Source organism: Bradyrhizobium sp. AZCC 1678, from assembly GCF_036924765.1.
In the GTDB taxonomy this organism is placed as follows: Bacteria; Pseudomonadota; Alphaproteobacteria; order Rhizobiales; family Xanthobacteraceae; genus Bradyrhizobium; species Bradyrhizobium algeriense.
In genome coordinates this window covers 2,853,521-2,879,764 of record NZ_JAZHSE010000001.1, presented here as the reverse complement: position 1 = coordinate 2,879,764, position 26,244 = coordinate 2,853,521, and the positions used below count along the sequence as shown (strand labels likewise).

At 60.4% G+C, this 26,244-nt stretch carries 24 protein-coding genes and 1 pseudogene; 8 read left to right on the top strand and 17 right to left on the bottom strand.

Annotated features, from left to right (window positions below; genetic code table 11):
* Window positions 1-210: 210 nt before the first annotated feature.
* From V1294_RS13690 to V1294_RS13655, 8 genes are all read right to left on the bottom strand, one after another.
* Complete coding sequence (locus V1294_RS13690; RefSeq protein ID WP_334483144.1) at window positions 211-1,140, bottom strand: TAXI family TRAP transporter solute-binding subunit; 930 nt, start codon at window positions 1,138-1,140, stop codon at window positions 211-213.
* 172 nt (window positions 1,141-1,312) lie between these two features.
* Complete coding sequence (locus V1294_RS13685; protein WP_334497769.1) at window positions 1,313-1,519, bottom strand: enoyl-CoA hydratase-related protein; 207 nt, start codon at window positions 1,517-1,519, stop codon at window positions 1,313-1,315.
* Window positions 1,516-2,493, bottom strand: a complete 978-nt coding sequence (locus V1294_RS13680; RefSeq protein ID WP_334497767.1) for a CoA transferase — start codon at window positions 2,491-2,493, stop codon at window positions 1,516-1,518. The genes V1294_RS13685 and V1294_RS13680 overlap by 4 nt, the downstream gene beginning before the upstream one ends.
* A gap of 24 nt (window positions 2,494-2,517) precedes the next feature.
* A complete protein-coding gene (locus V1294_RS13675; RefSeq protein WP_334497765.1) occupies window positions 2,518-3,234 on the bottom strand; it encodes an ABC transporter ATP-binding protein in 717 nt (238 codons plus the stop codon).
* Window positions 3,231-3,989, bottom strand: a complete 759-nt coding sequence (locus V1294_RS13670) for an ABC transporter ATP-binding protein (protein ID WP_334497763.1) — start codon at window positions 3,987-3,989, stop codon at window positions 3,231-3,233. Before V1294_RS13670 ends, V1294_RS13675 begins: the two co-directional genes overlap by 4 nt.
* A 2-nt stretch (window positions 3,990-3,991) precedes the next feature.
* Complete coding sequence (locus V1294_RS13665; protein ID WP_334497761.1) at window positions 3,992-5,011, bottom strand: branched-chain amino acid ABC transporter permease; 1,020 nt, start codon at window positions 5,009-5,011, stop codon at window positions 3,992-3,994.
* The gene (locus tag V1294_RS13660) at window positions 5,008-5,910 is read right to left on the bottom strand and encodes a branched-chain amino acid ABC transporter permease (protein WP_334497759.1); all 903 of its coding nucleotides are present in this window, start codon (window positions 5,908-5,910) and stop codon (window positions 5,008-5,010) included. The genes V1294_RS13665 and V1294_RS13660 overlap by 4 nt, the downstream gene beginning before the upstream one ends.
* Window positions 5,911-6,005: 95 nt before the next feature.
* On the bottom strand, window positions 6,006-7,265 hold the full coding sequence (locus tag V1294_RS13655) for an ABC transporter substrate-binding protein (RefSeq protein WP_334497756.1): 1,260 nt from the start codon (window positions 7,263-7,265) through the stop codon (window positions 6,006-6,008).
* 170 nt (window positions 7,266-7,435) lie between these two features.
* Here V1294_RS13655 and V1294_RS13650 point away from each other — a divergent pair, with 170 nt between their 5' ends.
* The 5 genes from V1294_RS13650 (at window position 7,436) to V1294_RS13630 (ending at window position 13,451) form a co-directional block, all read left to right on the top strand.
* The gene (locus V1294_RS13650; RefSeq protein WP_334497754.1) at window positions 7,436-8,932 is read left to right on the top strand and encodes an AMP-binding protein; all 1,497 of its coding nucleotides are present in this window, start codon (window positions 7,436-7,438) and stop codon (window positions 8,930-8,932) included.
* Window positions 8,929-9,585, top strand: coding sequence for a TetR/AcrR family transcriptional regulator (locus tag V1294_RS13645; RefSeq protein ID WP_334497752.1), 657 nt, complete (start codon window positions 8,929-8,931; stop codon window positions 9,583-9,585). Before V1294_RS13650 ends, V1294_RS13645 begins: the two co-directional genes overlap by 4 nt.
* Window positions 9,575-10,348, top strand: coding sequence for an SDR family NAD(P)-dependent oxidoreductase (locus V1294_RS13640; RefSeq protein ID WP_334497750.1), 774 nt, complete (start codon window positions 9,575-9,577; stop codon window positions 10,346-10,348). The genes V1294_RS13645 and V1294_RS13640 overlap by 11 nt, the downstream gene beginning before the upstream one ends.
* A 13-nt stretch (window positions 10,349-10,361) precedes the next feature.
* The gene (locus V1294_RS13635; RefSeq protein ID WP_334497748.1) at window positions 10,362-12,272 is read left to right on the top strand and encodes a flavin-containing monooxygenase; all 1,911 of its coding nucleotides are present in this window, start codon (window positions 10,362-10,364) and stop codon (window positions 12,270-12,272) included.
* A gap of 549 nt (window positions 12,273-12,821) precedes the next feature.
* On the top strand, window positions 12,822-13,451 hold the full coding sequence (locus tag V1294_RS13630) for a 2-hydroxychromene-2-carboxylate isomerase (RefSeq protein ID WP_334497746.1): 630 nt from the start codon (window positions 12,822-12,824) through the stop codon (window positions 13,449-13,451).
* A gap of 23 nt (window positions 13,452-13,474) precedes the next feature.
* Here the strand turns inward: V1294_RS13630 and V1294_RS13625 are convergent, their stop codons facing one another.
* Window positions 13,475-14,491: a glutathione S-transferase N-terminal domain-containing protein gene (locus V1294_RS13625; protein ID WP_334497744.1), complete on the bottom strand. Its 1,017-nt coding sequence runs from the start codon at window positions 14,489-14,491 to the stop codon at window positions 13,475-13,477.
* A 212-nt stretch (window positions 14,492-14,703) separates the two neighbouring features.
* Here V1294_RS13625 and V1294_RS13620 point away from each other — a divergent pair, with 212 nt between their 5' ends.
* Both V1294_RS13620 and V1294_RS13615 read left to right on the top strand, forming a co-directional pair.
* Window positions 14,704-15,498: a class II aldolase/adducin family protein gene (locus tag V1294_RS13620; RefSeq protein WP_334497742.1), complete on the top strand. Its 795-nt coding sequence runs from the start codon at window positions 14,704-14,706 to the stop codon at window positions 15,496-15,498.
* 125 nt (window positions 15,499-15,623) lie between these two features.
* A complete protein-coding gene (locus tag V1294_RS13615; protein ID WP_334497740.1) occupies window positions 15,624-16,565 on the top strand; it encodes a GAF domain-containing protein in 942 nt (313 codons plus the stop codon).
* Between the two features lie 16 nt (window positions 16,566-16,581).
* Here the strand turns inward: V1294_RS13615 and V1294_RS13610 are convergent, their stop codons facing one another.
* The 5 genes and pseudogenes from V1294_RS13610 to V1294_RS13595 all read right to left on the bottom strand — a co-directional run bounded on the left by V1294_RS13610 (window position 16,582) and on the right by V1294_RS13595 (window position 20,361).
* A complete protein-coding gene (locus tag V1294_RS13610) occupies window positions 16,582-17,739 on the bottom strand; it encodes an epoxide hydrolase family protein (RefSeq protein WP_334497738.1) in 1,158 nt (385 codons plus the stop codon).
* Window positions 17,740-17,839: 100 nt separating this feature from the next.
* Window positions 17,840-18,151 (bottom strand): annotated as a pseudogene (locus V1294_RS37990) (CHAT domain-containing protein); the annotation flags it as partial.
* 341 nt (window positions 18,152-18,492) lie between these two features.
* Entirely contained in the window at window positions 18,493-18,813 is a 321-nt protein-coding gene (locus V1294_RS13605; protein WP_334497736.1) for a hypothetical protein, read from the bottom strand.
* A gap of 548 nt (window positions 18,814-19,361) precedes the next feature.
* Window positions 19,362-19,634: a hypothetical protein gene (locus tag V1294_RS13600; protein ID WP_334497734.1), complete on the bottom strand. Its 273-nt coding sequence runs from the start codon at window positions 19,632-19,634 to the stop codon at window positions 19,362-19,364.
* A 379-nt stretch (window positions 19,635-20,013) separates the two neighbouring features.
* Window positions 20,014-20,361: a hypothetical protein gene (locus V1294_RS13595; RefSeq protein ID WP_334497732.1), complete on the bottom strand. Its 348-nt coding sequence runs from the start codon at window positions 20,359-20,361 to the stop codon at window positions 20,014-20,016.
* Between the two features lie 382 nt (window positions 20,362-20,743).
* On the opposite strand from V1294_RS13595, the gene V1294_RS13590 reads away from it, so the two are divergent.
* On the top strand, window positions 20,744-23,350 hold the full coding sequence (locus V1294_RS13590) for an NfrA family protein (RefSeq protein WP_334497730.1): 2,607 nt from the start codon (window positions 20,744-20,746) through the stop codon (window positions 23,348-23,350).
* A 189-nt stretch (window positions 23,351-23,539) separates the two neighbouring features.
* On the opposite strand, the gene V1294_RS13585 is transcribed toward V1294_RS13590, so the two are convergent.
* The 3 genes from V1294_RS13585 to V1294_RS13575 all read right to left on the bottom strand — a co-directional run bounded on the left by V1294_RS13585 (window position 23,540) and on the right by V1294_RS13575 (window position 25,939).
* Window positions 23,540-24,418, bottom strand: a complete 879-nt coding sequence (locus V1294_RS13585) for a PEP-CTERM sorting domain-containing protein (RefSeq protein WP_334497729.1) — start codon at window positions 24,416-24,418, stop codon at window positions 23,540-23,542.
* A gap of 433 nt (window positions 24,419-24,851) precedes the next feature.
* Window positions 24,852-24,995, bottom strand: coding sequence for a hypothetical protein (locus V1294_RS13580; protein WP_334483199.1), 144 nt, complete (start codon window positions 24,993-24,995; stop codon window positions 24,852-24,854).
* A 215-nt stretch (window positions 24,996-25,210) separates the two neighbouring features.
* Window positions 25,211-25,939, bottom strand: coding sequence for a DUF642 domain-containing protein (locus V1294_RS13575; protein ID WP_334497728.1), 729 nt, complete (start codon window positions 25,937-25,939; stop codon window positions 25,211-25,213).
* Window positions 25,940-26,244: the final 305 nt, after the last annotated feature.

Below are 26,244 nucleotides of genomic sequence, written 5' to 3'. Positions count from 1 at the left end.
CGAGAAGCTCGCAATGCCCGGCGTCCGCGGTGAGTACACCGGCCCGACGCCCGGCGTCTGCTGGCAGACCGCTGCCCTGGTCGCCTCGATATGGGCGTTGTGCAGCCATTCGCCGGGACTGAAGATCCGCGCCGCAATGAGAAATGCGATTCAAATTGAGGGCGCTTCAATTGCATACCAGGTCCGCTGACCGAGGCGCAGGCCAAAAAACTAGCGCACGATTTTGATATCCGGGCCCTTTGGCTTGGGCAGCGCGCGCTCCTGCATTGCCACCACACATTCATATTGCGGCCACTTCGGCAATTTCTCGTCGAGATTCACTTCGCGCCATTTCGGGTGTCCGTTGACATCCAACCAAGCCTTGTTCTCGCGGATAATTTTGGCCACCTTGGCCACATTCTGGCACTGTTCGCCAGCGTAGTTGAACGTCATCAGAACGGCTTTGACCGCTACCGTTCTCACCTCGGTTTCCTGCCATTTGTATGTGCCGGCCGGGATGACTGCCGTGAGATAGCTGTCGAGGGCTTTGTCGTCCAACCCGATGAGCTGGAATTTATCATCGACTGTTGTGTTCTCCGAAAACAGCGTCGCCGGCGCGCCGGCCACATAGAACATGGCATCGATTTCGCCCTTGCGCAGCGAATCCAGCGCTTCCTTGCCGCCGAGAAATACCTCTTTCGAGGGCGTGATTCCCGTCTGGAAGAAAATCGTCTTTGCAGTCAGGTAAGTGCCGCTTCTTTGAGGACCTATCGCAACACGTTTGCCTTGCAAGTCCTGCAGCGTTTTCAAGGAAAGATCACCGAGAACGTGGACCTCCTCCTTGTAAAGCGGATAAACGGCAGCAAGCTTGGTGGCGATAACTTTCAGTTCCTGGTCGTCAGAAATGTCGCGGATATATTCGAGCACGTCCGACTGCACGATACCGAGTTGCACACCGCGCTTCTTGCGAACGTCGAACACGTTCTGGATAGAGCCGGCCGATTCAAGAACCTGCAAGTAGACGCCGCTCGGTTCGACGATCTTCCTGATGTCCTCGCCAATCTTGATGTAGGTGCCAGCCGCACCACCCGTGACGATTCCCATATGCGGCGGCGTCGAGACCGACATGGCAAGCATAATGACCGAAACAAGAATCTTCATTACTCATTACCTCGCGTTATAACTCAAATCCGTCGGCCGGATGCAGGGGCCTGCAGAGCGACGGCTGCGTTAAGGGAGTTACTGCGATTTGAGAGGTTATACCTAAGGTAGTCTGGTAAGACAATTACGGCAAGTCTGCGGCGCAAAAGCCGGAAATCTGACTTCCGGCGATCTAATGTTCGGCCTTGGCGCGGTCGATCTCGGCATCGTGTGCGCTTCCGATGACGACGGCGCGCGCCGCTTCGTCGTCCCTCGCCTTCGAAAGCGCCGCCAGCAGCGCATCGATCAGGTCCATGCTGAGCGCATTGACTGGCCCGCGATCGAGCATGATCTCGGCAATATTGCCCGAGACGGAATAACGAACGAGATCGGTGCTCATACCGTGCCTCCCTTGGCCTGGCGGACCGCGCCGGCCTTGACCAGATCGTCGATGGCGCCACGCTCGAAGCCCGCTTCCAGCAGCACCTCGTAACTGTCCCGGCCTATATCAGGCGCGGGGCGCAAGTCATCCTCCGAAAAGCTCGCAATGCCCGGCGTCCGCGGTGAGTACACCGGCCCGACGCCCGGCGTCTGCTGGCAGACCGCTGCCCTGGTCGCCTCGACATGGGCGTTGCGCAGCCATTCTCCGGGATTGAGGATCCGTTCGGCGATGAGATCGGCGGCATGCAGGCGCGCAAGCCAGGCATCCGTCGGCTGGGTCAGAAACACCTCGCGCAACTGCGGGATCAGCGCATCCACGGCGTCCGCGCGCCGGACGAAATCGGCGAAGCGCGGATCGCTGGCGAGGTCGTCACGGCCGATGGCTGCGCACAGTCGCTTGTATTGCGGCTCGTTCACCAACGTGACCATCATCCAGCCGTCGGCAGTCTGATACAAGCCCGCCGGGACGTTAAGCGCACGTGGCCCGCCGCCTCCAGAATATGTTCGGCGACCTTGTGACCAAGCAGGGCGGAAGTCGATTGGCAAAGATTGACGTCGATCCAGCGCCCGGCGCCGACGGTTGCGCGCGCGAACAGCGTCGTTGCGGCGTTCTCCGGCCTGGTGTCGATCAATGTCGGCAACGACGGCACCCCGCATCGGGTCGGCACCACGATCTCCGACGTCGTCACCGGGGTCTACGCATTCCAGGCGATCGCGGTTATAGACCGCCGACAGCGTGGTATGGCTTCCATAGGTCGTTCCGAGGAAACGCGACCAATCGCCCTGCGGCGGCTCAACCTTGATGACGTCGGCCCCGTAGACGCCGAGCAGCATCGCGCAATAGGGCGAGGCGATGCCCTGCCCGAAATCCAGCACGCGCAGGCCGGCATACGGCGCCTCATGCGTCGGCGATAGCTTGCGTTCGATGGTCATTTCTTCTCCCGGATCGGCCGAAAGCTACAGCGCGAGGTAGCGCTGACGAATGTTGTCGTTGGCTTTCAGCTCTTCGATCCCGGATGTGTAGACGATCTGGCCCTTATCGATAACCGTCGCGTGGCTCGCAAGGCCAAGGCAAAAATGCATGTTCTGCTCGGCGATCAGCACCGTGGCGCCGGTGCTGCGAAGCTGCCGCAGCAATTCTCCGATCCGTTGCACGATGATCGGCGCCAGTCCTTCGCTCGGCTCGTCCAGCAGCAACAGCGCCGGATTACCCATCAGCGTGCGCGCAATCGCCAGCATCTGCTGTTCGCCACCCGACAGCCTTCCCGCGATCCGGTGCCGCAGCGGCTCCAGCAGCGGAAACACGTCGTAAACGCGCCGGATCGGCCACTCGTCCTCGCCATCAGGCCCCTTCTTGGCGCCGATGACCAGATTGTCCTCGACCGTGTGCTCGGGAAAGATCTGGCGATCCTCCGGCACGAAGCCGAGACCGGCGCGCGCGATGTGGTGTGGCTTCAGCCCGGACACCACTTTGCCGCGCAAAGTGACTTTGCCGCGGCGTGCGGGAGCTAGCCCCATGATCGCCTTCATGGTGGTGGACTTGCCGGCGCCGTTGCGGCCGAGCAGCGCCATGGTCTCGCCCTGCCGCACCGCGAGGGCGACGCCGAACAGGATCTGGCTGGTGCCGTAATAGACGTCGAGGTCTTCGACCTGCACGACCGGCTGCGCGCTCATACCGCTGCTCCGGCGTGATGTTCGGTGCCGAGATAGGCCTCGATCACAGCCTCGTTGCGGCGGATCGCATCCGGCGTGCCAGTTGCGAGAATGCGGCCATAGCAGAGCACGACGATCTCGGGCGCGATCTTGAACACGATATCCATATCATGCTCGATGAACACCACCGTGATCTTCTGCGTCTCCCAGAGCTCCCTCACCTTGTCGATCATCCGCCAGCGCTCCTCAGTGCCCATGCCGGCGGTCGGCTCGTCGAGCAGCAGCACCTTGGGATCGAGCACCAGCGCCAGTGCGATATCGAGCAGCTTCTGATCGCCATGCGACAGCGTCGCCGCGGTGCGATTGCGCTTGCCGGTCAGCCCCAATAATTCCATCGCTTGTTCGGCGCGGTCGCGGGTTTCGGCCAACGGGAAGCGCCGGTGCAGCACGCTGGCGCGCCGTTGATCGGCGCAGACGGCGGCGAGCATGGTCTCCTGCACCGTCAGCGACGGAAAAATGCTGGCTACCTGAAACGCCCGGCCGATACCGTGACGCACGATCTCGGGCGGCGATCGCCCGGCCATGTCGACGCCGTTGAGCAGGATCTGTCCGGAGTCGGGCCTCAGCGCGCCGGTGATCAGGTTGAAGAACGTGCTCTTGCCGGCGCCATTGGGGCCGATCACGGCGGTGAGCGAACCGTCGGCAAAATCGAGCGTCACATTGTCGGTCGCCTTGACGCCGCCGAACGATTTCGAAAGGGAGCGTATCTCCAGCATGGCTACTTCCCCGAACCTTCGCGGCGTCGCGCATACCACTCGACAACAAAATCCATCAAGCCTTTCCGCAGGCCGATGGCGAAGAACAGGATCACGATCCCGAGCACGATGCCGTGATAGTCGGTCCAACGAGTAACGGTATCGTTGAGAATCAGGAGCAGCACGGTGCCGACCATCGGCCCCAGAAATGTAGTCACACCGCCGAGCATGTTGATGAAGATGCCCTCGCCCGAAATGGTCCAATAGGCGAATTCCGGATAGGCTCCGGAGACGAACAGCGCCATGATGACGCCGCCGGTAGAGGCAAACAGCGCCCCCAGCACGAAGATCGTGAGTTTTGCGCGCCAGACATCGATGCCGACGAAGCTGGCGCGGCTGGCGTTATCGCGGATCATCCGCAAGGTATAGCCGAACGGCGATTGCGCGATCTGACGCATCAGTAGAAGCCCGATCACCAGCAGTGCGCAGCTTGTGATGTACAAATGCACATGGTTCGACAAATCGATACCGAAAAAGGCCGGACGCGGAATGCCACCGCGCAATCCCTGATCGCCGCCGGTCAGCGATACCCAGGACAGGATGGTCGAGTGGATCAGCATCTGGAACGCCAGCGTCACGAAGGCGAAATAGATTTCCTTCAGTCGCACGCAGATGGCGCCAATGACGAGGGCGACGACAAACGTGATCGCCAACGTTGCGACGAAAGCCACAGGGATGGGAACACCGGTCTTCTGCATCATCAACCCGAAGCCGTAGGCGCCAAGGCCAAAGAACATGCCATGGCCGAACGATGTCAGGCCGGTGTAACCGACCAGAAGGTTGAGCGACGTCGCGAACAGCCCATAGGCCGCGCAGCGGATCACGAAGTCGAGCAGCAGTTTACTGCTGAAGACCATCGGCAACAGCGCAAGCACGACAAAGACCGCAAGTGCAATCAGGGCATCCCGATTACGGCGCGGCTTTGCTTCGGTGTGGGGGACATCGAGTGCCGGCGCCCCCTGTTCGGCCTGCAGCTCGGTCATGCGACCTCCTTGCCGAACAGGCCGGTGGGCCGGGACACCAGCACGATCACCATGAACAGGTACATCAGGCCTTCCGTGAACAAGGGAAAGCCGAGCGATCCGAACGAGCGGATCATGCCGATCAGGATCGCGCCGATCAGCGCCCCCAGGATCGAGCCCATGCCGCCGATCACAGTGACGATGAAGGATTCGATCAGGACGGAAAATCCCATGCCCGGCGTCAGCGAACGCACGGGTGCGGCGAGCGCGCCAGCAAGGCCTGCCAGCATGCCGCCCAACGCAAACACCCCGCCATAAATCAGGCCGGTGTTGATGCCGAGCGCAGACACCATGCCCGGATTATGCGCGGCCGCCCGGATCACCTTGCCAATTCGCGTGCGGGCAAGGCCGAGCCCGAGGATCACGGCAGCGACCAGCGCAACGCCGATCAGGAGCAAATAATACGGCGGCACCACGCCGCCGGCGATGAACAGCGGCGCCACCTGGAATGCCGCCGGCATACCCATCGACTTGAATTCCGGCCCCCAGATCATCCGCACCACGTCATCGAAGATCAGCACAAAGGCGTAGCAGACGAGCAACTGCATCAGCACGTCGGAGCCGTAGACGCGGCTCATGAACACGCGCTCGAAGATCAGGCCAAGCAAGGCCGTGCCGGCCGCCCCGCACAACATCGCCAGCGCAAAGCTGCCAGTGTATTGGTAGGCCGTCATCGCGAAATAGGCGCCGAACATATAGAAGGCACCGTGGCTGAAATTCACCACCTTGAGCACGCCGAAGATCAGCGTCAGCCCGACGGCGACCAGGAACAGCAACATGCCGATGATGAAGCCGCTGGTGGTTTGCGTCACCAGGCAGGCAGAACTGGCGAGACAGCCGGTAAGCGCGTCAATATCCAAGGGAAACATCCATTGCAGCGTGCCAACCGGGGCGCGCGAGAAACACTCGGCAGCAAGCAGAGGCGGCTACACCGCCTCCGCTCTTCGCCAATCGATCAGGTGTAGCCCTTGGTCTTCTTCCACTCGGCTTCGAGTTCGAAGATCGTCTTCCAGTCGCCGGCCTGAACTTGCGGCACGTAAGGCTCTTGCGGGATCGTCGTTCCCCAGCCGATCGCATAGCCAACCAGCGTCTGGTCCTCGGCGCGCATGGTGACGGTGCCGTCGGCGCCGAACGGCGACTTGATCTTCAACCCACGCAACGCCTCCGCAATCTTCTTGCCGTCGACTGAATTCGCCTTCTTCGAAGCTTCCGCCAACAGCATGATCGCGGTCGCATTCTCCCATGACCAGTTGGTGGGATATTCGTTGTACTTCGCCTTGTAAGCGTCACCCCAAGCGGCGTTCTCAGGGGTTGCGGGATAGGTCTTGATGTAGCGGTTGCCGGAGTGAATGCCCTTCGGCAGGTTCTTCACCACCGTCAGCGCGGTGTAGTCGGCCATATTGACCGCAAACACCTCCATCTGGCTGAACAGCGCGTAGATATTAGCCTGGTCGATGTAGGACGTGAGGTCGCCGCCCCACAGGCAGGAATACAACGCCTGCGGCTTCGCCTGCAGGATTTTCGTCACCACCTCGGTGTAATCGGGCTGGAAAAGCTTGGGCCAGGACTCGCTAATGATCTCAACGTCGGGCGCGAAGCGCTTGAGATACGTCACGTATTCGCCGGTGGTGTCGCGGCCATAGGCATAGTCGGGCGAACAGGTCGCCCATTTCTTCAGACCCTTGGCCTTGGCGATCGCCGCTGCGTAGCTGCCGCCGACGATCGAGTCATGCACGCCTTGGCGCGCGGTGCGGAACGCGTTGGGAATGTGCTGCTTGGGATCGGCCGTCAGCGCCGAGGTTTCCGAGTTGGTGTGAAGGCAGAGCACGCCGAGATCGCGCGCCACTTCATGCACCGCGAATGCACCCGATGACGCTTCCGCGTCGATCAGCAATTCACATCCATCGGTATTGACGAGTTCGCGGGCGACGCGGGCGGCTTCCTGCGGCTGTCCCTTGGAATCGCGGATCACCATTTCGACCTGACGTCCGGCCAGCCCGCCGGCAGCATTGACTTTTTCGACTTCCAGCATCACCCCGTTACGCGACGACGTTCCGAGCTGCGCCACGCGTCCGGAGAGAATGGTCGGCATGCCGACCTTGATGGTCTTGGCCTGCGCGCGCGCCACCCAGGGTGTCGCAAATGTTACGGCCCCGGCGCCCATCATCGCCAATGTCGCGCGGCGGCTTACGCCCGGTTTGCGGGTTCTCGTCATTGCTTCCTCCCTGTGGGGTTTGCGTTCCCAAATCCCTGCCGGAGATCGCGTCGCCTCCGTACCCACAAGGATTTCAGAGCAAGGGGGGTGACGTCAAGCCAAAGGTGAATTACGACTCATAATTCATCTAGGGAGAAAACGGACCCGGAAACCGGGCTTTTGGGCGGATAATGATCAATCTATCCAGCTTCATCGCGTTTCACGCCCGGCGGACGCCGGATCGCTGTGCGCTGAAATACCGCGGCGAGGACGTCTCCTATGCCGAGTTCGACGCCCGCATACGTCGGGTTGGCGGATGGCTCGCCGCACGCGGCGTCGGCCCCGGCGACGTCGTCGCGGTGCTGATGAAGAACAGCACGGCGTTCCTCGAGTTCGTGTTTGCGACCAGCCATATCGGCGCGGTGTTTCTGCCCATCAACTACCGTCTGTCCGCCGACGAAGTCGGCTACATCGTCGGTAATTCCGGTGCGCGCATCCTGATCGCGGATGACGAGCTCGCGGACATCGCTGCAGGCGGCGCGCCGGTGGTGCTGCTGGACGAAGCCGCACAGTCCGACGCGACGCGCCTTGCGCCTGATATTGCCGCCGCCCCGATGCACGTCCGCCAACCGCGCGACCTGATGCGGCTGATGTACACGTCAGGCACGACGGATCGCCCCAAGGGCGTGATGCTCACTTACGAAAACCTCTACTGGAAGTCGGCCGACCAGACGCTCGTACTCGGGTTGAACGCCGACACGCGATTACTGGTGGTCGGTCCGCTCTATCATGTCGGCGCGCTCGATCTGCCGGGGATCGCGGTGCTCTGGCACGGCGGCATGCTTTCCATCCACCGCAACTTCGAGCCCGAGCAGGCGCTCGCCGCGATCGAGACGGAGAAACTCAACGCCGCCTGGTTCGCACCCGTGATGACGACCGCGATCCTCACCTGCCCGAGCCGCGACCGTTACGATGTATCGAGCCTGCGATGGACGATCGGCGGTGGCGAGAAAACCCCGGAAGTGCGCATCCGCGCTTTCTCCGACTACTTCAAGAACGCCCGCTACATCGACGCCTACGGCCTGACCGAGACATGCGGCGGCGACACCTTCATGGAAGCCGGCCGCGAGATCGAGAAGATCGGCTCGACCGGCCGCGCCATTGCCCATGTCGAAATCGAAATCCGTGACGATGCCGGCAATCGACTGCCGGCCGGCGAGAACGGCGAAATCTGCCTGCGCGGACCGAAGATCACGCAGGGCTACTGGAAGGATCCCGAGAAAACCGCGGCGGCGTTCTTCGGCGACTGGTTTCGCACCGGTGACGTCGGCTATCTCGATGAGGACGGCTTTCTCTATTTGACCGACCGCAAGAAGGACATGATCATTTCCGGCGGAGAGAACATCGCCTCCTCCGAGGTGGAGCGTGTCATCTACGAACTGCCGCAGGTGCGCGAAGTCGCCGTCATAGGCCTATCCGACGAGCGCTGGGGCGAAAAGCCGGTGGCGGTCGTGGTGCTGGGCGACGGCGCCACGCTGGAATTGCCGGATCTCGCCGATCACTGCCGCGCGCGCCTCGCAAGTTTCAAGGTGCCGAAGCAACTCATCATCCGCGAAAGCCTGCCGCGCAACCCTTCCGGAAAAGTCCTCAAGCGCGTGCTGCGCGCCGAACTGGAATCCCACGCATGACGCAATCATCGCAAGCCGCACCGGGCAAGGTGACAAAACTCAACCGGGCCGAGCGCAACGCCTGGACCAAGCGCAAGATATTCGACGCCGCCACCAAGGTCGTCGGCAAAGTGGGTTACGCCGAGGCTTCGGTTGCCCGCATTACCGAGGAGGCCGGTGTCGCGCAGGGAACGTTCTACAATCACTTCGAGAACCGCCAGGAACTGCTCGATCAATTGCTGCCGAAGGTCGGCACCGATATGGTTCACTTCATCCGCGAGCGCACCGCAAGCGCACATGCGGCAAGGCAGGAAATCGAACGCTTCAGCGCCTTCTTCGATTTCATCCGCGAGGTGCCAGAGTTCCTGCGCATCCTCAACGAAGCCGAATATTTCGCGCCGATCGGCTACCAGAAACATCTCGACAATATCGCCACCGCCTATGTCCGCATCCTCCGGCGCGCGCGTCAGGCCGGCGCGATCATCGACTATAGCGACGAGGAGTTCGAAGCCATCGTTCACATCTTGATGGGCGCGCGCGGCTATCTGAGCCGCCGCTACTCCTACGTTGGCGGCAGCGTCACGGCAGCGCCCGGGCATGTCATCTCCGCCTACCGAAAGCTGGTTACGCGCGGCCTGTTCACACCGGAAAAAGGCAACAACCATGACCGCTGAGGGTATCGTCCTCGTCACCGGCGGCAGCCGCGGCATCGGCGCCGCCACTGCGACGCTGCTGGCCGAACAGGGCCGGCGCGTGGTGATATCGGACATCGCACCAGAACCATTGGCTGAAACGCAAGTCGTCATGTGGCCGGCACCATTCGACGTCGCCAACGAAAGCGCCGTCGTCAGCGGCATCGCCGACATCGAGGCCGCGCACGGACCAATTGCGGGGCTGGTCAACGCCGCCGGCGTCTTCGGCAAGATGCACCCGATTGAGCGCGTGCGAATGGATCAATGGGACCGCGAGGTCAATATCGATCTGCGCGGCACGTTTCTGGTCGCCCGCAGCGTCGGCGTAAAGATGGCCGCGCGCCGGCAGGGCGCAATCGTCAATGTCGCCTCCGTTGCCGGCATGACGTCAGGACCGATCCATGCCTACACGGCCGCGAAAGCCGGCGTCATTCAGATCACGCAGACGTTGGCCGCCGAATGGGGCCGCAGTGGCGTGCGCGTCAATGCTGTCTCGCCGGGCTTTACGCGCACCGCCATGCTGGAAGCGGGCATCGCCTCCGGCGCGCTGAACAAGAAATGGCTGGAAAGTCCGACCGCGATGAACCGGCTGGTCGAGCCGATCGAGGTCGCACAGGCCATCGCGTGGCTGCTCTCGCCGATGAGCAGCGGCGTCACCGGAATAAATCTGCCCGTAGACGCCGGATATATCGCAGGCACCACCTGGGCCGCCTATGGCGGCCTGCGGGAAGCGCCGAACGCGTAATGAGGAAATGAGCATGAACATCGAAGTATCGCGCAAGAAGCTCGATCTGTCGTCGGCCATCGCGGAGGGTGACATCCGCGTGTTGCTGATGGTTCTGGTGCACATGACCGGAGATGAGCGCTGGCTGGAACCACCCTACAAGCCGAAGCGCGACGTGCGGCTGATTCCGGATCCGCAAGCCGGCGTCCCGCCGGAAATCCAGGCCGAAATCCGCGCCGCCGTGCTGAAGTTGTTCGAAAACGGCGAACCGAAGCCCGTCATTACTGACCCCGGCGACGAGCTGATGCTGAAGATGATGCGCGCGACACTCGGCGAGAACGTCACGCCGGAATATGCGCCATTGATGCGCGAGGAAATGGGTTTCATTCCCCGAGAGGCACGCTGGACTAAATCACCGTCCAGCGAAAAGCTTGCACAGCAGCACGTGCTGATCGTCGGCGCCGGCGTCTGCGCCATCGCGCTGGGCGTCGCCCTTGGCCGCCTCGGCATCCCCTACACCATCGTCGAGAAGAACGACGAACTCGGCGGCACCTGGTACGTTAACCGCTATCCCGGTTGCGGCGTCGATACGCCGAACCATTCCTATTCCTTCTCGTTCGGCGCGCGCAACCCGTGGACGCGTTATTTCGCCCAGCGCCAGGAATTGCTCGACTACCTCAAGAAGGTCGCGCTCGAATACGACATCCGCAAACATCTCCGCCTCAACACCGAGCTGAAATCGTCGCACTGGGACGAGAACAAGCGGCGCTGGATCTCCACGTTAAAGTCCGCCGATGGCGAGGAGACCTTTGAGTCGACCACGCTGGTCAGCGCGATCGGCCAACTCAACGACCCCTCACCTGCGCACTTCAAGGGCGAGGAGGATTTCAAGGGTGAGATGCTGCACTCAGCCTTGTGGACCGATGACATCAAGCTCGACGGCAAACATGTCGCCGTCATCGGCACCGGTGCAACCGCCATGCAGCTGGTGCCCTCGATCGCCGACCGCGTCGCGTCGGTCACCGTCTACCAACGCACCGCGCAATGGGCGCGCCCCGTGGCAGGCTATTCCGATCCCATCACCGAAGGTGCACGGTGGCTGCTCGCGAATTTGCCGTTTTACGTGCAGTGGTATCGTTTCAACATGTTCTGGCGCTACGGCGACGGTCTGTTGCCGTTCCTGCGCAAGGACCCGGAATGGCCACATCCCGAGCGCGCCGTGAACAAGGGCAATGACCGGCATCGCGAGGAACTGACGGACTTCATTCTGTCCGAATTGAAGGACCGCCCTGATCTCATCGAGAAATGCGTGCCGACCTATCCGCCCTACGGCAAGCGCATCCTGCTCGACAACAATTGGTTCAAGACGCTGACGAAGCCGAATGTCGAACTAGTTACCGACAAGATCGATCATTTCGCAAAGGAAGGCATCGTTGCTTCGGACGGCAAATTGCGGCCGGCCGATGTCATCGTGATTTCGACAGGATTCAAGGTCACGGAGATGGCGGCACGTCTCAACATCAGCGGGCGTGACGGCAGGAATCTCAGGACGGCGTGGGCCAACGACAACCCGACAGCCTATCTCGGTCTCACCGTGCCGGACTTTCCGAACTTCTTCGTGATGCTCGGTCCCAATTCAGGCCCCGCGCATGGCGGCAGCGTGATCTTCCAGTCGGAATGCCAAAGCCGGTACATCTCCGCTTGCCTCGTTGAGATGATCGAGCAAGGCATCGCTGCGGTCGATGTTCGTCCCGAGGCGCACGATCAGTACATCAGACAAGTTGATGCCGAGCATGAGCAATTGATCTGGACTCACCCAGGCATGACGACGTATTACCGCAACAGCCAAGGTCGAGTGTTTTCGGCGATGCCATGGCGGTTCGTGGATTACTGGGCGATGACCCACGACCCCGACCTACGGGACTACCGCCAGACAAAGGCTTGAACCAGTTCCCGGGAACCAGTCGCGCACGAGTTGACTTTGGGATGGCTTGACACCGGCCGGCATCTGCCGCAGCATTTCGATGCTGCACCTGTTGGAGTCACGGAGCGGGGTGGCTCCCCACTTCGCAGGCATTGGCGCTTCGGTGAGATGATCGAGACGACACGCAGCGGAAGCGGACGAAAGTCCGTCGGCCAACTCTTGAGGAGGAGCATGACGCCACCGGATCAGACTGGTGACCTTGCTCATCGCAAGGTCAGGGTGCGGTCGAGGTCATAAGCAGCTGCCAGCCTCGTTGCGCCTTCAACAATTCGAACGACATATCCGCGGGACTGGAGCGCAAAGGCCACGCGCTGCCGGATCCTGAGATCATACTGGTGTCTACCAGAAATCCTTCGCCTAAAACGAAGATGTCGGGCCCCGCGATGCTTTCATGCACCGGGGCCCATTCGTTTTTGGAATATCAAAACCTTTGGAATATCAAAACCGCGCCGCATGGTTCCATGCTCTGTTCGGATCGGGAATACTGATCCGATCGAACAAGGATACACCATGGATAAGCCGCGCGTACGAATCTACACCGACTACAAGAGCCCCTATGCGTTCGTCGCCAACAAGCGGCTGTTTGAACTCGAGGACGCTCATGGCGTCGAACTCGAATGGCTGCCCTACACGCTGCGCATTCCAGAATTCATGGGCACGGTGGAAGAGCGCACGCCGCATTTCTGGCGCAAGGTGCGCTACGCCTATATGGACGCGCGCCGCTATGCCAATGCGCAGGGCCTCACCATGAAGGGGCCGCGGCGCATTTACGACGGCTTCTGTTCCAGCGCCGGCATGCTGTTCGCACAGCGCCATGGCTTGTTCCGGCCCTATCACGACACGGTATTCCGTCGCTTCTGGAGCCATGATCTCGAAATCGACGAGCTGTCGGACATTTCGGGCGTGATCGCATCGATCGGCGGCTCGGCCGAGGCGTTCGAGGCTTACGTCCACGGCCCGGCGCGGGCCGAACACGACCGCATCATCGATGAAGCGGAAGCGCTCGGCGTGTTCGGCGTGCCGACCATGGTCTTCAACAGCGAATTGTTCTGGGGCGGCGATCGCATCGACATGTTGATCGAGCGCATCAGGAACCCGGAGTCGGTCGCGACGGCGCTGGGCGGCCGTCATCGCAAGTAAAAAATTTCCGAAACGCTGAACACCTAGCCGACGGCCAAATGCGGCCAGCACCCGGTGCGCTCCAGCACCGGCCGCAACGCAGCCCGGCTCTCAGCATCGAGGGCGGCTAACTTGTCACGAAGTTGTTGCAGGCACTTCACCTGATATTTGAATGGCGCCAGCGCATAAGGCATGCCCCAAACATTCATCTCCAGCCGCTCAAGGCCTTTGGCAAACGCTTCGGCGTTGGCGACCAGGAACGGCAGATAGAGCTCGCCGGCAATTCGCAATAGCGCCTCGGCCATGCCGCCGAACGCCTGCTCGCGCGAATGCCAATCGCCCTCGACGCCGGAGGCATCGTCCAGCCGCCGCACCCAGTGATCGGTGAACGGCGCCTTCGCACGCATGATCTGCATCGGCGTCGGGTCGGTCGCCATCTCGCTGAGCTGGCCGAACCAGGCGAAGTCGGCGAGCGACGGCCGGCTTCCGAACAGATAATTGGACATGCCGACATGCGGCTCGAATGCCGTCAGCATCCGCAAGTAGCTCTCTTCCAGCAGCGGCTTGTTTTCCGCCGTCGCGCCGAGAATGACCATGCGCGAAATCTGCCGCTGGCGGAATTGCTCGATCTCTTCCGGACTGCCGGTCTCGGCCTCCGACACCGACCACTCCTCGCCGGCCCAGCGCGCGACATAGGCCTGATCTTCCGGATCCCACCAGCGATAGAGAAACAGCGGCTTCACCGCCCATTCGTCGGCGAGGTCTTCCAGGAGATCGCAGACAAACGCGACCGCCTTGTCATCGGGAATGACGGAGCGTGCCTTGTGACGGCTCTGATCATAAGCGAGCGTCGTAGTCTCGCCGCGGTAGGTCCCGTCAGGATACTGCAGCACCGGAATCAGATTGGGCCGCAAATGCTCGGTCGCCTTGCGCAGCGCCTTGGTCATGATGACCCAATCGAACGGAATTCTCCGGTAGCGCAACAGCGCGCGCAGCTTGATGGCGTAAGGCGACGCGGTCGAGCCGATCAGCCGGTAGCGTCCTTCGGTCATGGCATTCATTGTTCGTCTCGCAGCAAGTCAGGCGGGTATACCCCGCTATCATAGGGAAAGTTACCCCGTGAGATCGACGTCCCGCCCGCATTCGAATTTCACCCGCCAGACCTGCAATAACGCCTGCGGTGCTCGCCTTGCGGCGCAGCGAAATTTACCGCTATTCTGATCGCCAATGACCCGGCCCGCCCTGCCCAATAATTCAACCGTGGAGAAACGCCATGAACCCTCCCGTTAATTCGCCCGCCATCAAGGTCGTGAAATCGGTTCGCGAACAGGTGAGCGCGGAGGAGTGGCAGGCGCGGGTCGATCTTGCGGCCTGCTACCGTCTCACCGCGATGTACGGGATGACCGAGATGGTCGCCAACCATATCTCCTGCCGGGTGCCGGGGACGACCGACCAGTTCCTGATCAATGCTTACGGCATGCTCTACGAGGAAATCGACGCTTCCAGCCTGATCAAGATCGATGTCGATGGCAACACGCTGCTCAACGCCTCCGACTATGACGTCAACGTCGCCGGCTTCGTGATTCACAGCGCCATCCACATGGCCAAGCACGACATGGATTGCGTGGCGCATACCCACACGCCGGCCGGAATGGCGGTCTCGGCGATGGAATGCGGCTTGCTGCCGCTGGCGCAGACCTCGATGCGGTTTCTCCACATCGCCTATCACGATTTCGAGGGTATCGCCGACAATGTCGACGAGCGCGAGCGGCTGGTGAGGGACCTCGGCGACCATGAAGCCATGATCCTGCGCAACCACGGCCTGCTCGTCGTCGGCCGCACCGTGCCGGCAGCGTTCAATGTGCTGTTCCGTCTCGAACGCGCCTGCCAGGTGCAGGTCATGGCGTTGTCCTGCAATACCAAGCTGATCTATCCGCCGCAGAGCATCCTCGAGGACACCTATGAGCGGATGCAACCGAAACCCGAGCGTAGCACCCGTAACGGCAACCTTGCCTGGCCGGCCCTGCTGCGCAAGCTCGATCGGGCTGATCCGTCTTATCGAGACTGACTGAGCCGCTGCTGGGTGCGCCGGAACTCCGCACGAACTTTGAGCGCAGCCTGCCTGTAATTTGATCGCACATATCGCCGCGAAATCGCCGATGCTGATATCAGGCGTAGCGACAGGTGCGTCCGATGAAGACATTCATTCGCGTGGTTGAACTATGGGTGCCCGACCGAACCCGCACGCGCCTGGAGTTCGGCGGCTGTCTTTGCAGCGAAGAGTACGCGGAGTTCAAGGCCGTCAGCGAAAACGCCCTGTTCGCCTATGACGAAGGGCTGCCCGGCAAGGCCTGGGCCTCCGGCCATCCCGTCATTCTCACGGAATTCGCAAACTCCTACTTCAAGCGCACCGACGAGGCGATCGAAGCCGGATTGACCTGCGGCGTTGCGCTGCCGGTCTTCGCCGGCGAATTCCTGATGGCCGTGATGGTGCTGTTCTGCGGCGATGACGAAAAGCACGTCGGCGCCATCGAACTCTGGCACAACGATCCGGAGAAATCCCACGAGATGGGCCTGGTCGACGGCTATTATGGCACCGCCGACATGTTCGAATTCAATTCGCGGCACACCAAGTTCCCGCGCGGATTCGGCCTGCCCGGCCGCGCCTGGAAAGCCGGCATGCCGCTCATCATCAAGGATTTGCACAACGCCAAGAGTTTTCTGCGCTGGGAGGAAGCGAGCGAAATCGGGATCAATTGCGGCGTCGGCATTCCCTACGTGACGCCGCCGGATCAAACCTGGGTCACGACGTTCCTGTCTGCGCAGGCAACGCCGATCGCCAGACGCTTTGAGATCTGGGTGCCGAACCCGGCGCGAACGGAACTGGTGTTTCATTCCGGCGATTGCAGCAAGAATGCCGACCTGACCTCGCTTTATGCCTCAAAGACGATCCGCAAGGGCGAAGGCAGCATTGGCGGCGCCTGGGCGACAGGCATGCCGGCCATCAACGAACATCTGAAGGTCGATGAATCGATCGCGGCGCAGCTCGCCCGCGCGGCCGGCATGAACCAGATCGTTGTTCTTCCCGTGATCGAAAACGCGCTGCTCAAGGCCGTACTCGCCTGGTATCTCTGAACCGCCGTTCAACTGGTCAGGAAACAGGCGGCTCCCGCAGTGTCCTGAAATAGTCCCGCACCTCCCGCACGAACAGATCGGGCTGCTCGAATGCCGCGAAGTGACCGCCCTTCGGCATTTCACTCCAGTGCTGGATATTCGTGTAGCTCGCTTCCATCCACTTTCGCACCGGCGTGACAATCTCCTTGGGGAAGACGGCCACGCCCGTCGGTATCGTCACCTTAAACGGCGCGCGGCGCTTAGGCCCGAAACTCTCCCAGTACAGGCGAGCTGACGAGGCGGCGGTCGCCGTCACCCAATAGAGCATCACGTTGTCGAGCAGCTCATCGCGGCCAAGGATGTTCTCCGGGTGGCCGTCGCAATCGGTCCAGGCCCAGAACTTTTCCAGAATCCACGCGGCCTGCCCGCTCGGCGAATCCGTCAAGGCGTAACCGAGTGTCTGTGGCCGGGTCGATTGCTGCTTGGAATATCCGGTATCCCAATCGGCGTAATGCTGAATGCCGTTCAGCGCCCGCGCTTCCTCGGGCGTCGGCTGCCCTTCCACGTTGGGCCGCGTCGACATCGCCAGCGTGATGTGAATGCCGGCGCAATGTTCGGTGTCCTGCGCGCCGATCGCGGTCGTGATCGCCGATCCCCAGTCGCCGCCCTGCGCGCCATAGCGCTGATATCCAAGGCGATCCATCAACACCGCCCAGCTTGACGCGATGCGACCGACGCCCCAGCCGGTGGCCGTCGGCTTGGCCGAAAAGCCGAAGCCCGGCAGTGAGGGACAAACGACGTGAAACGCGTCGGCCGCGTTGCCGCCATGCGCGGTCGGATCGGTCAAGGGCTCGATCACCTTGTGAAACTCGACCACCGAACCCGGCCAGCCATGCGTGATGACCAGTGGCATCGCTTCCGGGTGCGGCGAACGGACGTGCAGGAAATGAATGTCGAGCCCGTCGATTTCGGTGGTGAACTGCGCAAAGCGATTGAGCCGCGCCTCGCGCCCGCGCCAATCGTACTCTTCCGCCCAATAGCGGCAGATGTCCTTGATCCATTTCAGTGGCGCTCCCTGGCTCCAGTCCTCGACCAGTTCGGCTTCCGGCCAGCGCGTGTTGCGCAGTCGCGATTTGAGATCGTCAAGCACGTCGTCGGCGATCGAAATGCGATAGGGTTTGATTTCAGCGCGCATGAAAAAGACCTTTTCAAGCCCAGCCGGAGCTGCCGGGACGGATTTCACAGGCGGAAATCATCGTCGCACGCGAGGCCGATATCAAGGGAAGTGTGGCACGCTACGGGCTACCATTTTCCACGAGCACAAATGGCGCCCATGCGCTCGGGTGCGCATAATCGCCACCCCTGGCGATCAAGGCCGAGAGCGAGCGGCGAAGCCCTTCAGCGCGGCCGATATCGGGATGAGACAGCATCGCATCGATTGCGCCGGTCGTGATGGCAACAGCGGCGTCTGAGCGAACAGGCCAGTGTGAGACCAACAGCGCACGTGCGCCTGCAAAGAAGAACGCTCTCGCAAGGCCGGAGAATGCCTCCGAATTCGATGCATCACCGCCGGCCGTGTTGCAGGCTGAAAGCACCACCCAGTCGGCGTTGAGTTTGAACCGTCGTCGGCAGGCGTGGCGGCAGCCGCGGTGTCAAGAGGGCGGTCAAACGGCGTTTGTTGCCCGGGCTTGGCCAGCGCGCATGAAGGCGTAGCTGCTTGTAATCATAAACCCGCCGGACGTCATGCGTCCGGCGTTTCAGGTTTGAATTCGTGCAGGATAGAGGCGGTCCTCGTCCGTTTTTCTGGCCGGGTCCGGACCGCCGTCGCAGACATCAAAACGGGCGAGTCGGCCTCGGCCGCAACTTCATACGGGCTTTGAATCCGTCAGAAGATGCATACTCGATCCGCTAAGACAATGCTCTCAATCGCGGGATCGAGCAGCCGCCCTCATCGCCCCCTGTCTTTCAAGTGCAGGAAAAACTTACAGCAGCAAAAAGCGCTTATCAGCGCCGGCGGAAACATGATCGCGGCGAGCAGCAAAGGCGACATGCTCGATGAAGGGTCGATCCATCTTCCAAACGACCAGCCTAAAGCGAGATCAATGGAAACCACCAGCAACGCGAGGGCAAGCAGCGGCAAAAACAGCCCTGTAAACATTGAACGCCAGCTCGGTGCAGCTGCCGACCAATCGATGCCATCGAATTCCTGATCGGGATCGCTTGGCCCGACCTCGCGAGGACGCAGAGGCCACGGGGCTGCATCATTCATTTTAATAACCATGACAATTGAACAGCGTGATTATCTTTAAAACCAATACTGGCGGACCAATATCGGCGACTTATCGCAATTCTATAGCAGCGATTTGATACCGTTTGTAGGGCGAAACAGGCTTAATTTGGGTTCCACACAAACCCGCCTGTGGAGATATAATCGCGGCCTGCAGCAAATCTGCCAGACGTCCGCGCTTACCCAGCGTCGACCGGGCTTAGTTCACCGGCCTTGATCGCGATTTAAGCCGCTTGCATTAATCGTTTGATGGTGACGCTCGGCTTAGGAGGTTCAACAAACGAAGCTCCGAGGCCGCGCTTCACGTGCGTCGACGATGATGAACGATTTCGAATCTGGTGCGTTGTGCCCGACCAATCAGCGGTCTGCAGCCGGTCGCGTGCGCGAGGATGGTTATTCGTATTCTGTTCGTTTCATGGGCCGTTTTCCTGCTGGCCTCGCAGCTCATTTGCGGCTGCGCCACATTCCTGCATTGGCTTTCGGCAGGCTAACGGACCCACGCCGCAACGATGTCCGGCAGATAAGATCAGTTACCAGGGCCACCAGCTGTAACGATACCGCGGATTACCGTAGTTGCCAGGTCCGGCGTACGGTCCATAGAAATTCTTGTCGCCATAGACCCACCTGGCGACGGGCCGTCGCACATTCGGTCGATAGCAGTTTCCCGCCTCGTCACAGATGACCTTCGCGGCCGTGATCAACGAATCCGGGGCAGGCTGGCTATGGCTCAGAAGCGGCGCCGCATCGACATGGGTAGCAATCAAAAGGCCGGCCACCAGCACGGACGCAAAGATCGTTCGCATGTTTCTTCCCTCGCGCGAATTTACTAGCTGCTTTCGAAAATACAGATACTCGAAAATACAAGACCGAAGGCTAACCGCCGGTGGTGACCTCCGCCTCATCGGGTTGCGGCCGGCTCCTTGGGAACGACGTACCCAGCCCATGGACGGCCAAACCGGAGCCTGCCCAATCGAGCCTACCCCGCTTGACCGGATGCTGACTAGGGCCTTCCACGCGTATTTTTCCGCGATTATCCGGGGTTCGCGCGACAAATTTGCGTTCGCGAGTTCAGCCGCCATGCCATCAACAGCCGACAATCACATCGGGCTATCAGGCTTCCGGCAAGGCCGATCCCGCCGCTGAAAACAGAGCGCAAGTCAAACCCGTCGCCGGCCATTTCCACTAAACCGGATGCCGAATGCCCGCCTGAATTGACGTGTCGCGCAGCGACTGAAGCGTTCCTCGCGGAGAGCCGCACCGCCCACATTTCAGAATCGAACACGGGTCCGGCTGGGCCTCGATCGGCAACGCAACCGTCAGGCTGCCGCATTGTTCGCAAACCAGCTTGAAGGTTTGCCTGTCCATCTGGGTGACGTGCGCTTCAACACCCATATCGAATCCACCCATCGGTAATGCATCAATCTGAAATAATGCACGGTTAAAAATCAAACAGGTCGAGAGCCGGCCCGTGCGCTGCCCAGAGCCTGACAAATCCAGATTCCCGCTGGGTTCTGCAACGGCTGAACGCATTTAACCCTAACAGGGGCCGGTGATGGCATAGCAGCTTGTCGAGCGGTCCGCGCTGCTATGTGCCGCTGAAGCCAGGGCACGATCGCAGCTTCAAAATAGCCTGACGCTGTCGGGGAATTGTGCGCCCAAAGCCTTATCGGTCTGGCGGCTGGAACGGAGCTGTGCTGGCCCTGCGCAACGAGAAAAATGGTTAACCCGAGCAGCGTGATGTGTTGCTCGGACATTGCGCAGCAAAAACGTCACAGCCCCTAAAAAAGTGAGAAAAATGAATGACATCAAGGCCTGCTGCACCATTAAAAAGCTGAATCTCCGTTCCGCTGAATCACCGCCCGGGCTACAGTTTAGCGTCAAAATTTAACGGGATTGGCGTAGCGCTGGTTGCATGGGCAATTGGGGCGGAAAATACCTGAACCAGACGGCATTTCGGGCGGCGCTGGGGGCGCTTTTGCTCGCCGTGGTTTTGTGCGTGGGCGCCAGTGCCCAGGTCGCTGATAACGGTCCTCCGCTGGAGGGCGACGCCTATACAGCGGCGGAAACCGCCTACAAGGCGTTCGGCCAGGGCGACTACAAGGCCTCCGCAACAAGCGCCGCAGAGGCTGTGGCGCTCCGTCCTGATCTCCTGCGGCTGCACCTTCTGCTGATCGATTCCCTAGTCGCTACAGGCGACCTCACCCGGGCCGAGCAGGCAACAAAGACCGCATCGGCGGCGTTTGCGGGCAACCAGGAGCTCGAAGGGCGGCAAGCCAATATTCGCCAGCGCCTCGCCCAGCGGCCGGCCGGTGAAGGCTACAAGGCGCTTGAGAAGGGCGATGCCAAGGCGGCGATCCGGGCGGCGCGCAGCGCGGTCGAATATGCCCCGGATTCGATGTCCTATCGCCTGTTGTTGCTGAGCGCCCAGCTCGCGGACAATGATTTGCCCGGCGCACTGACGACTGCCACCGAAGCCATAGCGCTCGATCGGGCAGACTATGTCCCCCTGGTGTGGCGCGGCCACATCAACCAGCGATTGGGAAAGCGCGCCGACGCCGTTTCTGACTTTAGCGCCGCTCTCGCGATCCCGGGCCTGACCGAGGCTCAGCAAAAGAATATCCGCCTGATCGCCGCGGATGCGGCTCTTGCATCGGGGGACTTCAACGCCGCGATAGAGTTGTTAGGTAGCTATTCGCGAACCGATCCCAAGGTCATCACCCGACTGACCGACGCCGAAGGCGCACGCCAGCGCATCGGGGTGCTGCAGAGCAACGGCAGCAGCGTGCCGGCGCCGATACAGAATTGTTTAGCCAATACCAGTGGCGTTCGCTGCGAGCTCGAGGCACCTCTGGTTTCGAGTATTCTGACTCCCGTTGCATCCGCTGAAGAGAAAGCTGCAGCAGAACTCTATGAGGCGAAAGAACGCGCCTATCGGGCCGAACGAGACAAGGACTACAAGTTAGCGGTCGCTGAGGCGCGCAAAGCCGTGGAGCTTGAGCCCGATGCCGTTGCGAGCCGGCTTCTGCTTGTCAACATCCTGATGGCTGCTGGCCGCCCCGGGGAGGCCGAGACAGAGGCCACCAAGGCAATCAATGCGGGGCATGCGAGCGCTGAAATCTACGCGCAACGCGGATATGCGAGGAGCAAGCTCAAGAATTTCAACGGTGCGATGTCAGACTGGGAAACCGCCCTGAAGCAGGGCCTTCCTTCCGGTCAAGCTCGCAACATCAGGCTTTCGCTCGCCGATGCCGCCTTGACTTCCAACGAGCCCCTGCGGGCATTGCGCGCGTTGCAGAAATTGGCCGTCAGCTATGACACGGCAATCCGCAAGGCCTATGCGCTGCAGGCGCTCGGCCGAAAGGAAGAATCGCTTCCCGAGTTCAGGACCGCTGAACGGCTGGCAGCCACCGCTGTCCAGAGAGACGGCGCGTTGCGGGCGCAGATCAACACGTTGGTCGAGCTGGACCGCAAACCAGAAGCGCGTGTGCTGTTCGATCACGCGATAGCCCATGGCAAATTGACGTCCATCCGGGACGCCGATGTTGGCTACCTGGCCGTTGCGGTCGGCAATGATGAGGTCGCGCTGGCGCGCTTCGATCGTGCGCATGCCCATGGACAATTGCCGGCTCGGGCCACGATCGATGCGGGATATACCGCTATGCGTCGCTTCGAAAATCCAAAGGCCATCGCCTATCTGATGGAAGGGATCGACGCCAAGGCAGACGGACGGATCAATATTGACGATCAAAAGCTGTTCGAGACGCGACGGACGGTTTCAGACCTCGCCCGCGTATGGGGCATCAACAGTTCGGTTACATACGGCAAAGTTGGTTCGGCGCCCAATCCGTTCCTGACGATAACGGCGCCCAGCAGTTACACGTCGCAACTGGGAACCGAGCTCTATTATCGCCCGGAAGGGTTCGGATACAGGAATGGCGCGATATTCGAGCTGTTCGGTCGCCTTTTCGAAACCCTCTATGATCAGTCCGGTGGGCCGACGGGCGGGCGCACGACACAGGGCATGATAGGCGCCCGCTGGAAGCCGTTCTCGAACGCCAACCTGGTCCTTGAAGTCGACAAGCTGATTGCGCTTGGCGATGCGGCGCGCGATGACACGCTGTTGCGCGCGCTCTACTCCTACACGGTCGGCACGGATCTGCGTGTTTTGGATCCGAATTGGCCGACCTGGTATGTCTACGCGGAGGTGGATCGCTTCCTCGAGAAGCGACAGCTGGTCGCGATCATGGAAGGCCGCTTCGGACGAAGCTTCCGGCTCGATCCCATCAGCAGCAAACTGGTATTCTTCCCGCACGCCGTGCTTGCCGCAAACTACGACGATTCATTCGCAAACCGTTCCGCCTACTCGGCCGGCGCAGGTGGTTCACTACGCTACTGGTTCGGCGAGACAAAATACATGGCGCCGCCCTCGTACTGGGAGCTGACGCTGCAGTATCGCTGGCGCCTCGCGGGTGATCAGCGGGCTCAGGGTATTTTCGCGCAGACGTCGATCAATTATTGAAAGCCGTGCACATCTGCACCCGCTTGATGCTACCGCCTCGACCAATCAAAATGGTGGTGGCTGAGCGTCTCATTGCTTGGTGGGTGTGAAACGCTTGGATGAGACCGAACAATTCAGCCAGCTCTGCTATCTAAAACAAAAGCCACCTTTCGGTGGTTTCATCTTTTCGGCCGTTGCGCAGAGGTCAGATCATGCCACTGCTGGCACGGGGCGGACATTGCGCCGATACATGCCAAAACCCACGCCTGCAAAACCAAGGAGCATCATGATCCAAGTGGACGGTTCAGGCACGGCGGTGGTGAACTGCACTTCGCTCAGCAGTATCCACGGCTCAAGATTTGGAGTGTATGCGCTATTCTTGAAGTCATTGACATTATCGAGAAAGCAACCGGCGGCATCGCAACCTTCTTGGGCAACATGATTGTTGTAGTAGTTGATGCCATCCAGCAGCAAAGGCCCCCTATTCAGGGTCAAGCTGAAAGTGTCACTGGAAAGAATGGGCGTAGAAAAAGCCAAGGTAATGACTTCAGTTCCGGTGTACGGGTTACCCAGATAGTCCGTGAACGTAGTAGTGTAGCTCGGCGTTAAGATCGTATTGTTAGCTGTGGTGATCGACACACCCACCGACGCCGGCTGTCCAACGAGGCCCATGAAGCCGAGCGAACCGGCGTACGAGCTCGCTACATACAACGTAATCGTACTAACGCTCTTGCCTGCCTCAAGGTTAAAAATGATGGTGGGATCCTGATATTTCCAGCCGACGTAGTTTTGGGGCCCGAACGAATAATTCTGCGTTGGAATGACAGTGTCGGTCAGTTTGCCGGTACCGCCTGTCAGCAAGGCTTCCTTGGGAGCCCCATTTGATGGCACGACCAATGAAGAGCCGTTGGTATTGGCATTGGCTTGAACAGAATAGGTCGAATCGAAATAGTTGTAGTTGCCGTTTTGAATCAGCCCGTTGCCGTTGTTCATCTCGTAACTGGTGACGGTAACCAGGCCGGCCGATGCAGCCGTGGAACCCAGCACGGTGGTTGATAGAGCAATGAGCAAACGAGACCGCAGCGACATATTAAATTCCTCAAGAGGCGATCAAATAAATCGAACACCATTGTTTATTGTTACCAACTTATTACCACGGGGAATAACTAGTGCAAAGCCGCATCTTCCGCGGCAGCGTTTATCGTTAACGGCCTGATCGCGCAGGTTGTTGCAAAAGACCACCCGTTGCGTGCATCGGTTGTATTTAAGCTCTTTTCGACAAAATCTGGCTCTATTTGGTTTGGCTGACGCCATCCGGCGTGCCTTCTCAATACCGAAGAGAGGTAATTACTCAAAAGCCGTGATAACCATCGGGCAGGATTGATTCGGTCTTTAATGCCCCCTTTTATTAATTAATCACATTTAATTGCCGCCTTCCCAACCCTGTCGCCGAATCGCAAACGATTGCCCGGCCACGGACTGGTTCTGCCGCCTACCGTCAAGGCGGGACTTTGCCCCAGGACTACCGGGCTGGTTTGCCGGCAAGGCCGGGATCGGGCACCCTTGTGAACTCGTTGGTCACACCATCCGGAGCCGGCCCGCGAAAAACGAAGAAGCCGCGGTCGGTGACGACAATGTCGCCCTTCTGAAGCAGGCTGTCGTTCATGGCCATTTCCGAGACGATCCGCTCCGCCTCAGCGGCAGAAGGCGGCGGTCGCCTGATGCGGCCGCTCTCCTGTGCAAGCGCCTCTGCGTCTAAAGCCAAAGCGGGCAACACGAGCAGAAACTTCCACATGGCATCCCGACAACGAGAGTGACACCATTTTCATACAACAAAAAAGCCGCCCGAACGGCGGCTTTTTAGCTTGTCCTGCCGGGTGATCAGGCAACCCGCACGGCGGCTCCCGACTTGCGGCGGTAGGCAACAAAGCCGACACCGAGGAAGCCGAGGATCAGCATTGCCCAGGTCGAGGGTTCGGGCACGGCTGAGATCGAGACGTCACCAATCACAGGGCCATAAAATGGATTGTCCTGAGGCCCAGTCAGGCTCGCAAACTTCAGCGTGGCATCGCCGCCGGCCCAATTGAACATGTACGAATAATAGGCGTAGTTCATGTTCACCTTGTCGCCGATCACAGGATAGGAATAGTCCTGCGCGGCCGACCCTGTGACGCTGACCTCAAGGGCCTTGATGGGCGGGGGGCCGTCCGGATTTCCGGAAAGCGCAAACGTCACCTTGTAGGTTCCAACCGCCAGATTAAGCAAGGTCTGGCTGATTGCACCGACGCTCAGACCATCGAGATCTACCGAACCGCCGCCGGGGCTCGGAGGCGTCCAATAGTTGCCGATCCAGTCGACCGTGCCTGAAACGACGGTCCATGCATTGTTTGCGCCGAAAGTAGAACCGGTACCGATCGTCTGATACGGGTCGGGCGCGCCGGCAAAATTGCCATCCACAATAACGGCAGCATGCCCAGTCGCCGAAAACGCGGTAAGGCCCGCAAATGCGACGGCCACGAAACCAATCTTCTTGAAAGACATTTGGCACCCCCAATAGCAACGACTCGATAATATTAAGAAAAATTTAAGCCCCTCGCCCAAGAGGGTCAAGCTTTCTCGATCGCCGGAGGATTAAATATTGCTCGCCTGTAGATTTAAATCGATCCCTTTGCGCGCCCTTCAGCGACCAAAGCCGGGCTGACCGGAGCGATCGCCAGGCCGCCAATCTCGTTTCGGAATTCGCGGCGATCAATTGCCTGCCACGTCTATGGACGACCGGGCGCCATTTCGCCGCGCGGCGAAACGTTTCTCGATGTCTTCAGGAGAACGGGGACCGCCTTGCCAACTCCAGCCGCAGCCGAGCCCCCGCGAGCGCGTGACGCCTTTCCATGGCCGGCGCGCCAACAAGGCCGCGC

What these genes read in the sequence shown, in the direction of transcription:
- V1294_RS13690 (WP_334483144.1), bottom strand. Translation starts at nt 1,140, where the DNA reads ATGAAGATTCTTGTTTCGGTCATTATGCTTGCCATGTCGGTCTCGACG.
- V1294_RS13685 (WP_334497769.1), bottom strand. Translation starts at nt 1,519, where the DNA reads ATGAGCACCGATCTCGTTCGTTATTCCGTCTCGGGCAATATTGCCGAG.
- V1294_RS13680 (WP_334497767.1), bottom strand. Translation starts at nt 2,493, where the DNA reads ATGACCATCGAACGCAAGCTATCGCCGACGCATGAGGCGCCGTATGCC.
- V1294_RS13675 (WP_334497765.1), bottom strand. Translation starts at nt 3,234, where the DNA reads ATGAGCGCGCAGCCGGTCGTGCAGGTCGAAGACCTCGACGTCTATTAC.
- V1294_RS13670 (WP_334497763.1), bottom strand. Translation starts at nt 3,989, where the DNA reads ATGCTGGAGATACGCTCCCTTTCGAAATCGTTCGGCGGCGTCAAGGCG.
- V1294_RS13665 (WP_334497761.1), bottom strand. Translation starts at nt 5,011, where the DNA reads ATGACCGAGCTGCAGGCCGAACAGGGGGCGCCGGCACTCGATGTCCCC.
- V1294_RS13655 (WP_334497756.1), bottom strand. Translation starts at nt 7,265, where the DNA reads ATGACGAGAACCCGCAAACCGGGCGTAAGCCGCCGCGCGACATTGGCG.
- V1294_RS13650 (WP_334497754.1), top strand. Translation starts at nt 7,436, where the DNA reads ATGATCAATCTATCCAGCTTCATCGCGTTTCACGCCCGGCGGACGCCG.
- V1294_RS13645 (WP_334497752.1), top strand. Translation starts at nt 8,929, where the DNA reads ATGACGCAATCATCGCAAGCCGCACCGGGCAAGGTGACAAAACTCAAC.
- V1294_RS13640 (WP_334497750.1), top strand. Translation starts at nt 9,575, where the DNA reads ATGACCGCTGAGGGTATCGTCCTCGTCACCGGCGGCAGCCGCGGCATC.
- V1294_RS13635 (WP_334497748.1), top strand. Translation starts at nt 10,362, where the DNA reads ATGAACATCGAAGTATCGCGCAAGAAGCTCGATCTGTCGTCGGCCATC.
- V1294_RS13630 (WP_334497746.1), top strand. Translation starts at nt 12,822, where the DNA reads ATGGATAAGCCGCGCGTACGAATCTACACCGACTACAAGAGCCCCTAT.
- V1294_RS13625 (WP_334497744.1), bottom strand. Translation starts at nt 14,491, where the DNA reads ATGAATGCCATGACCGAAGGACGCTACCGGCTGATCGGCTCGACCGCG.
- V1294_RS13620 (WP_334497742.1), top strand. Translation starts at nt 14,704, where the DNA reads ATGAACCCTCCCGTTAATTCGCCCGCCATCAAGGTCGTGAAATCGGTT.
- V1294_RS13615 (WP_334497740.1), top strand. Translation starts at nt 15,624, where the DNA reads ATGAAGACATTCATTCGCGTGGTTGAACTATGGGTGCCCGACCGAACC.
- V1294_RS13610 (WP_334497738.1), bottom strand. Translation starts at nt 17,739, where the DNA reads ATGCGCGCTGAAATCAAACCCTATCGCATTTCGATCGCCGACGACGTG.
- V1294_RS13605 (WP_334497736.1), bottom strand. Translation starts at nt 18,813, where the DNA reads ATGAATGATGCAGCCCCGTGGCCTCTGCGTCCTCGCGAGGTCGGGCCA.
- V1294_RS13600 (WP_334497734.1), bottom strand. Translation starts at nt 19,634, where the DNA reads ATGCGAACGATCTTTGCGTCCGTGCTGGTGGCCGGCCTTTTGATTGCT.
- V1294_RS13595 (WP_334497732.1), bottom strand. Translation starts at nt 20,361, where the DNA reads ATGCGTTCAGCCGTTGCAGAACCCAGCGGGAATCTGGATTTGTCAGGC.
- V1294_RS13590 (WP_334497730.1), top strand. Translation starts at nt 20,744, where the DNA reads ATGGGCAATTGGGGCGGAAAATACCTGAACCAGACGGCATTTCGGGCG.
- V1294_RS13585 (WP_334497729.1), bottom strand. Translation starts at nt 24,418, where the DNA reads ATGTCGCTGCGGTCTCGTTTGCTCATTGCTCTATCAACCACCGTGCTG.
- V1294_RS13580 (WP_334483199.1), bottom strand. Translation starts at nt 24,995, where the DNA reads ATGAACGACAGCCTGCTTCAGAAGGGCGACATTGTCGTCACCGACCGC.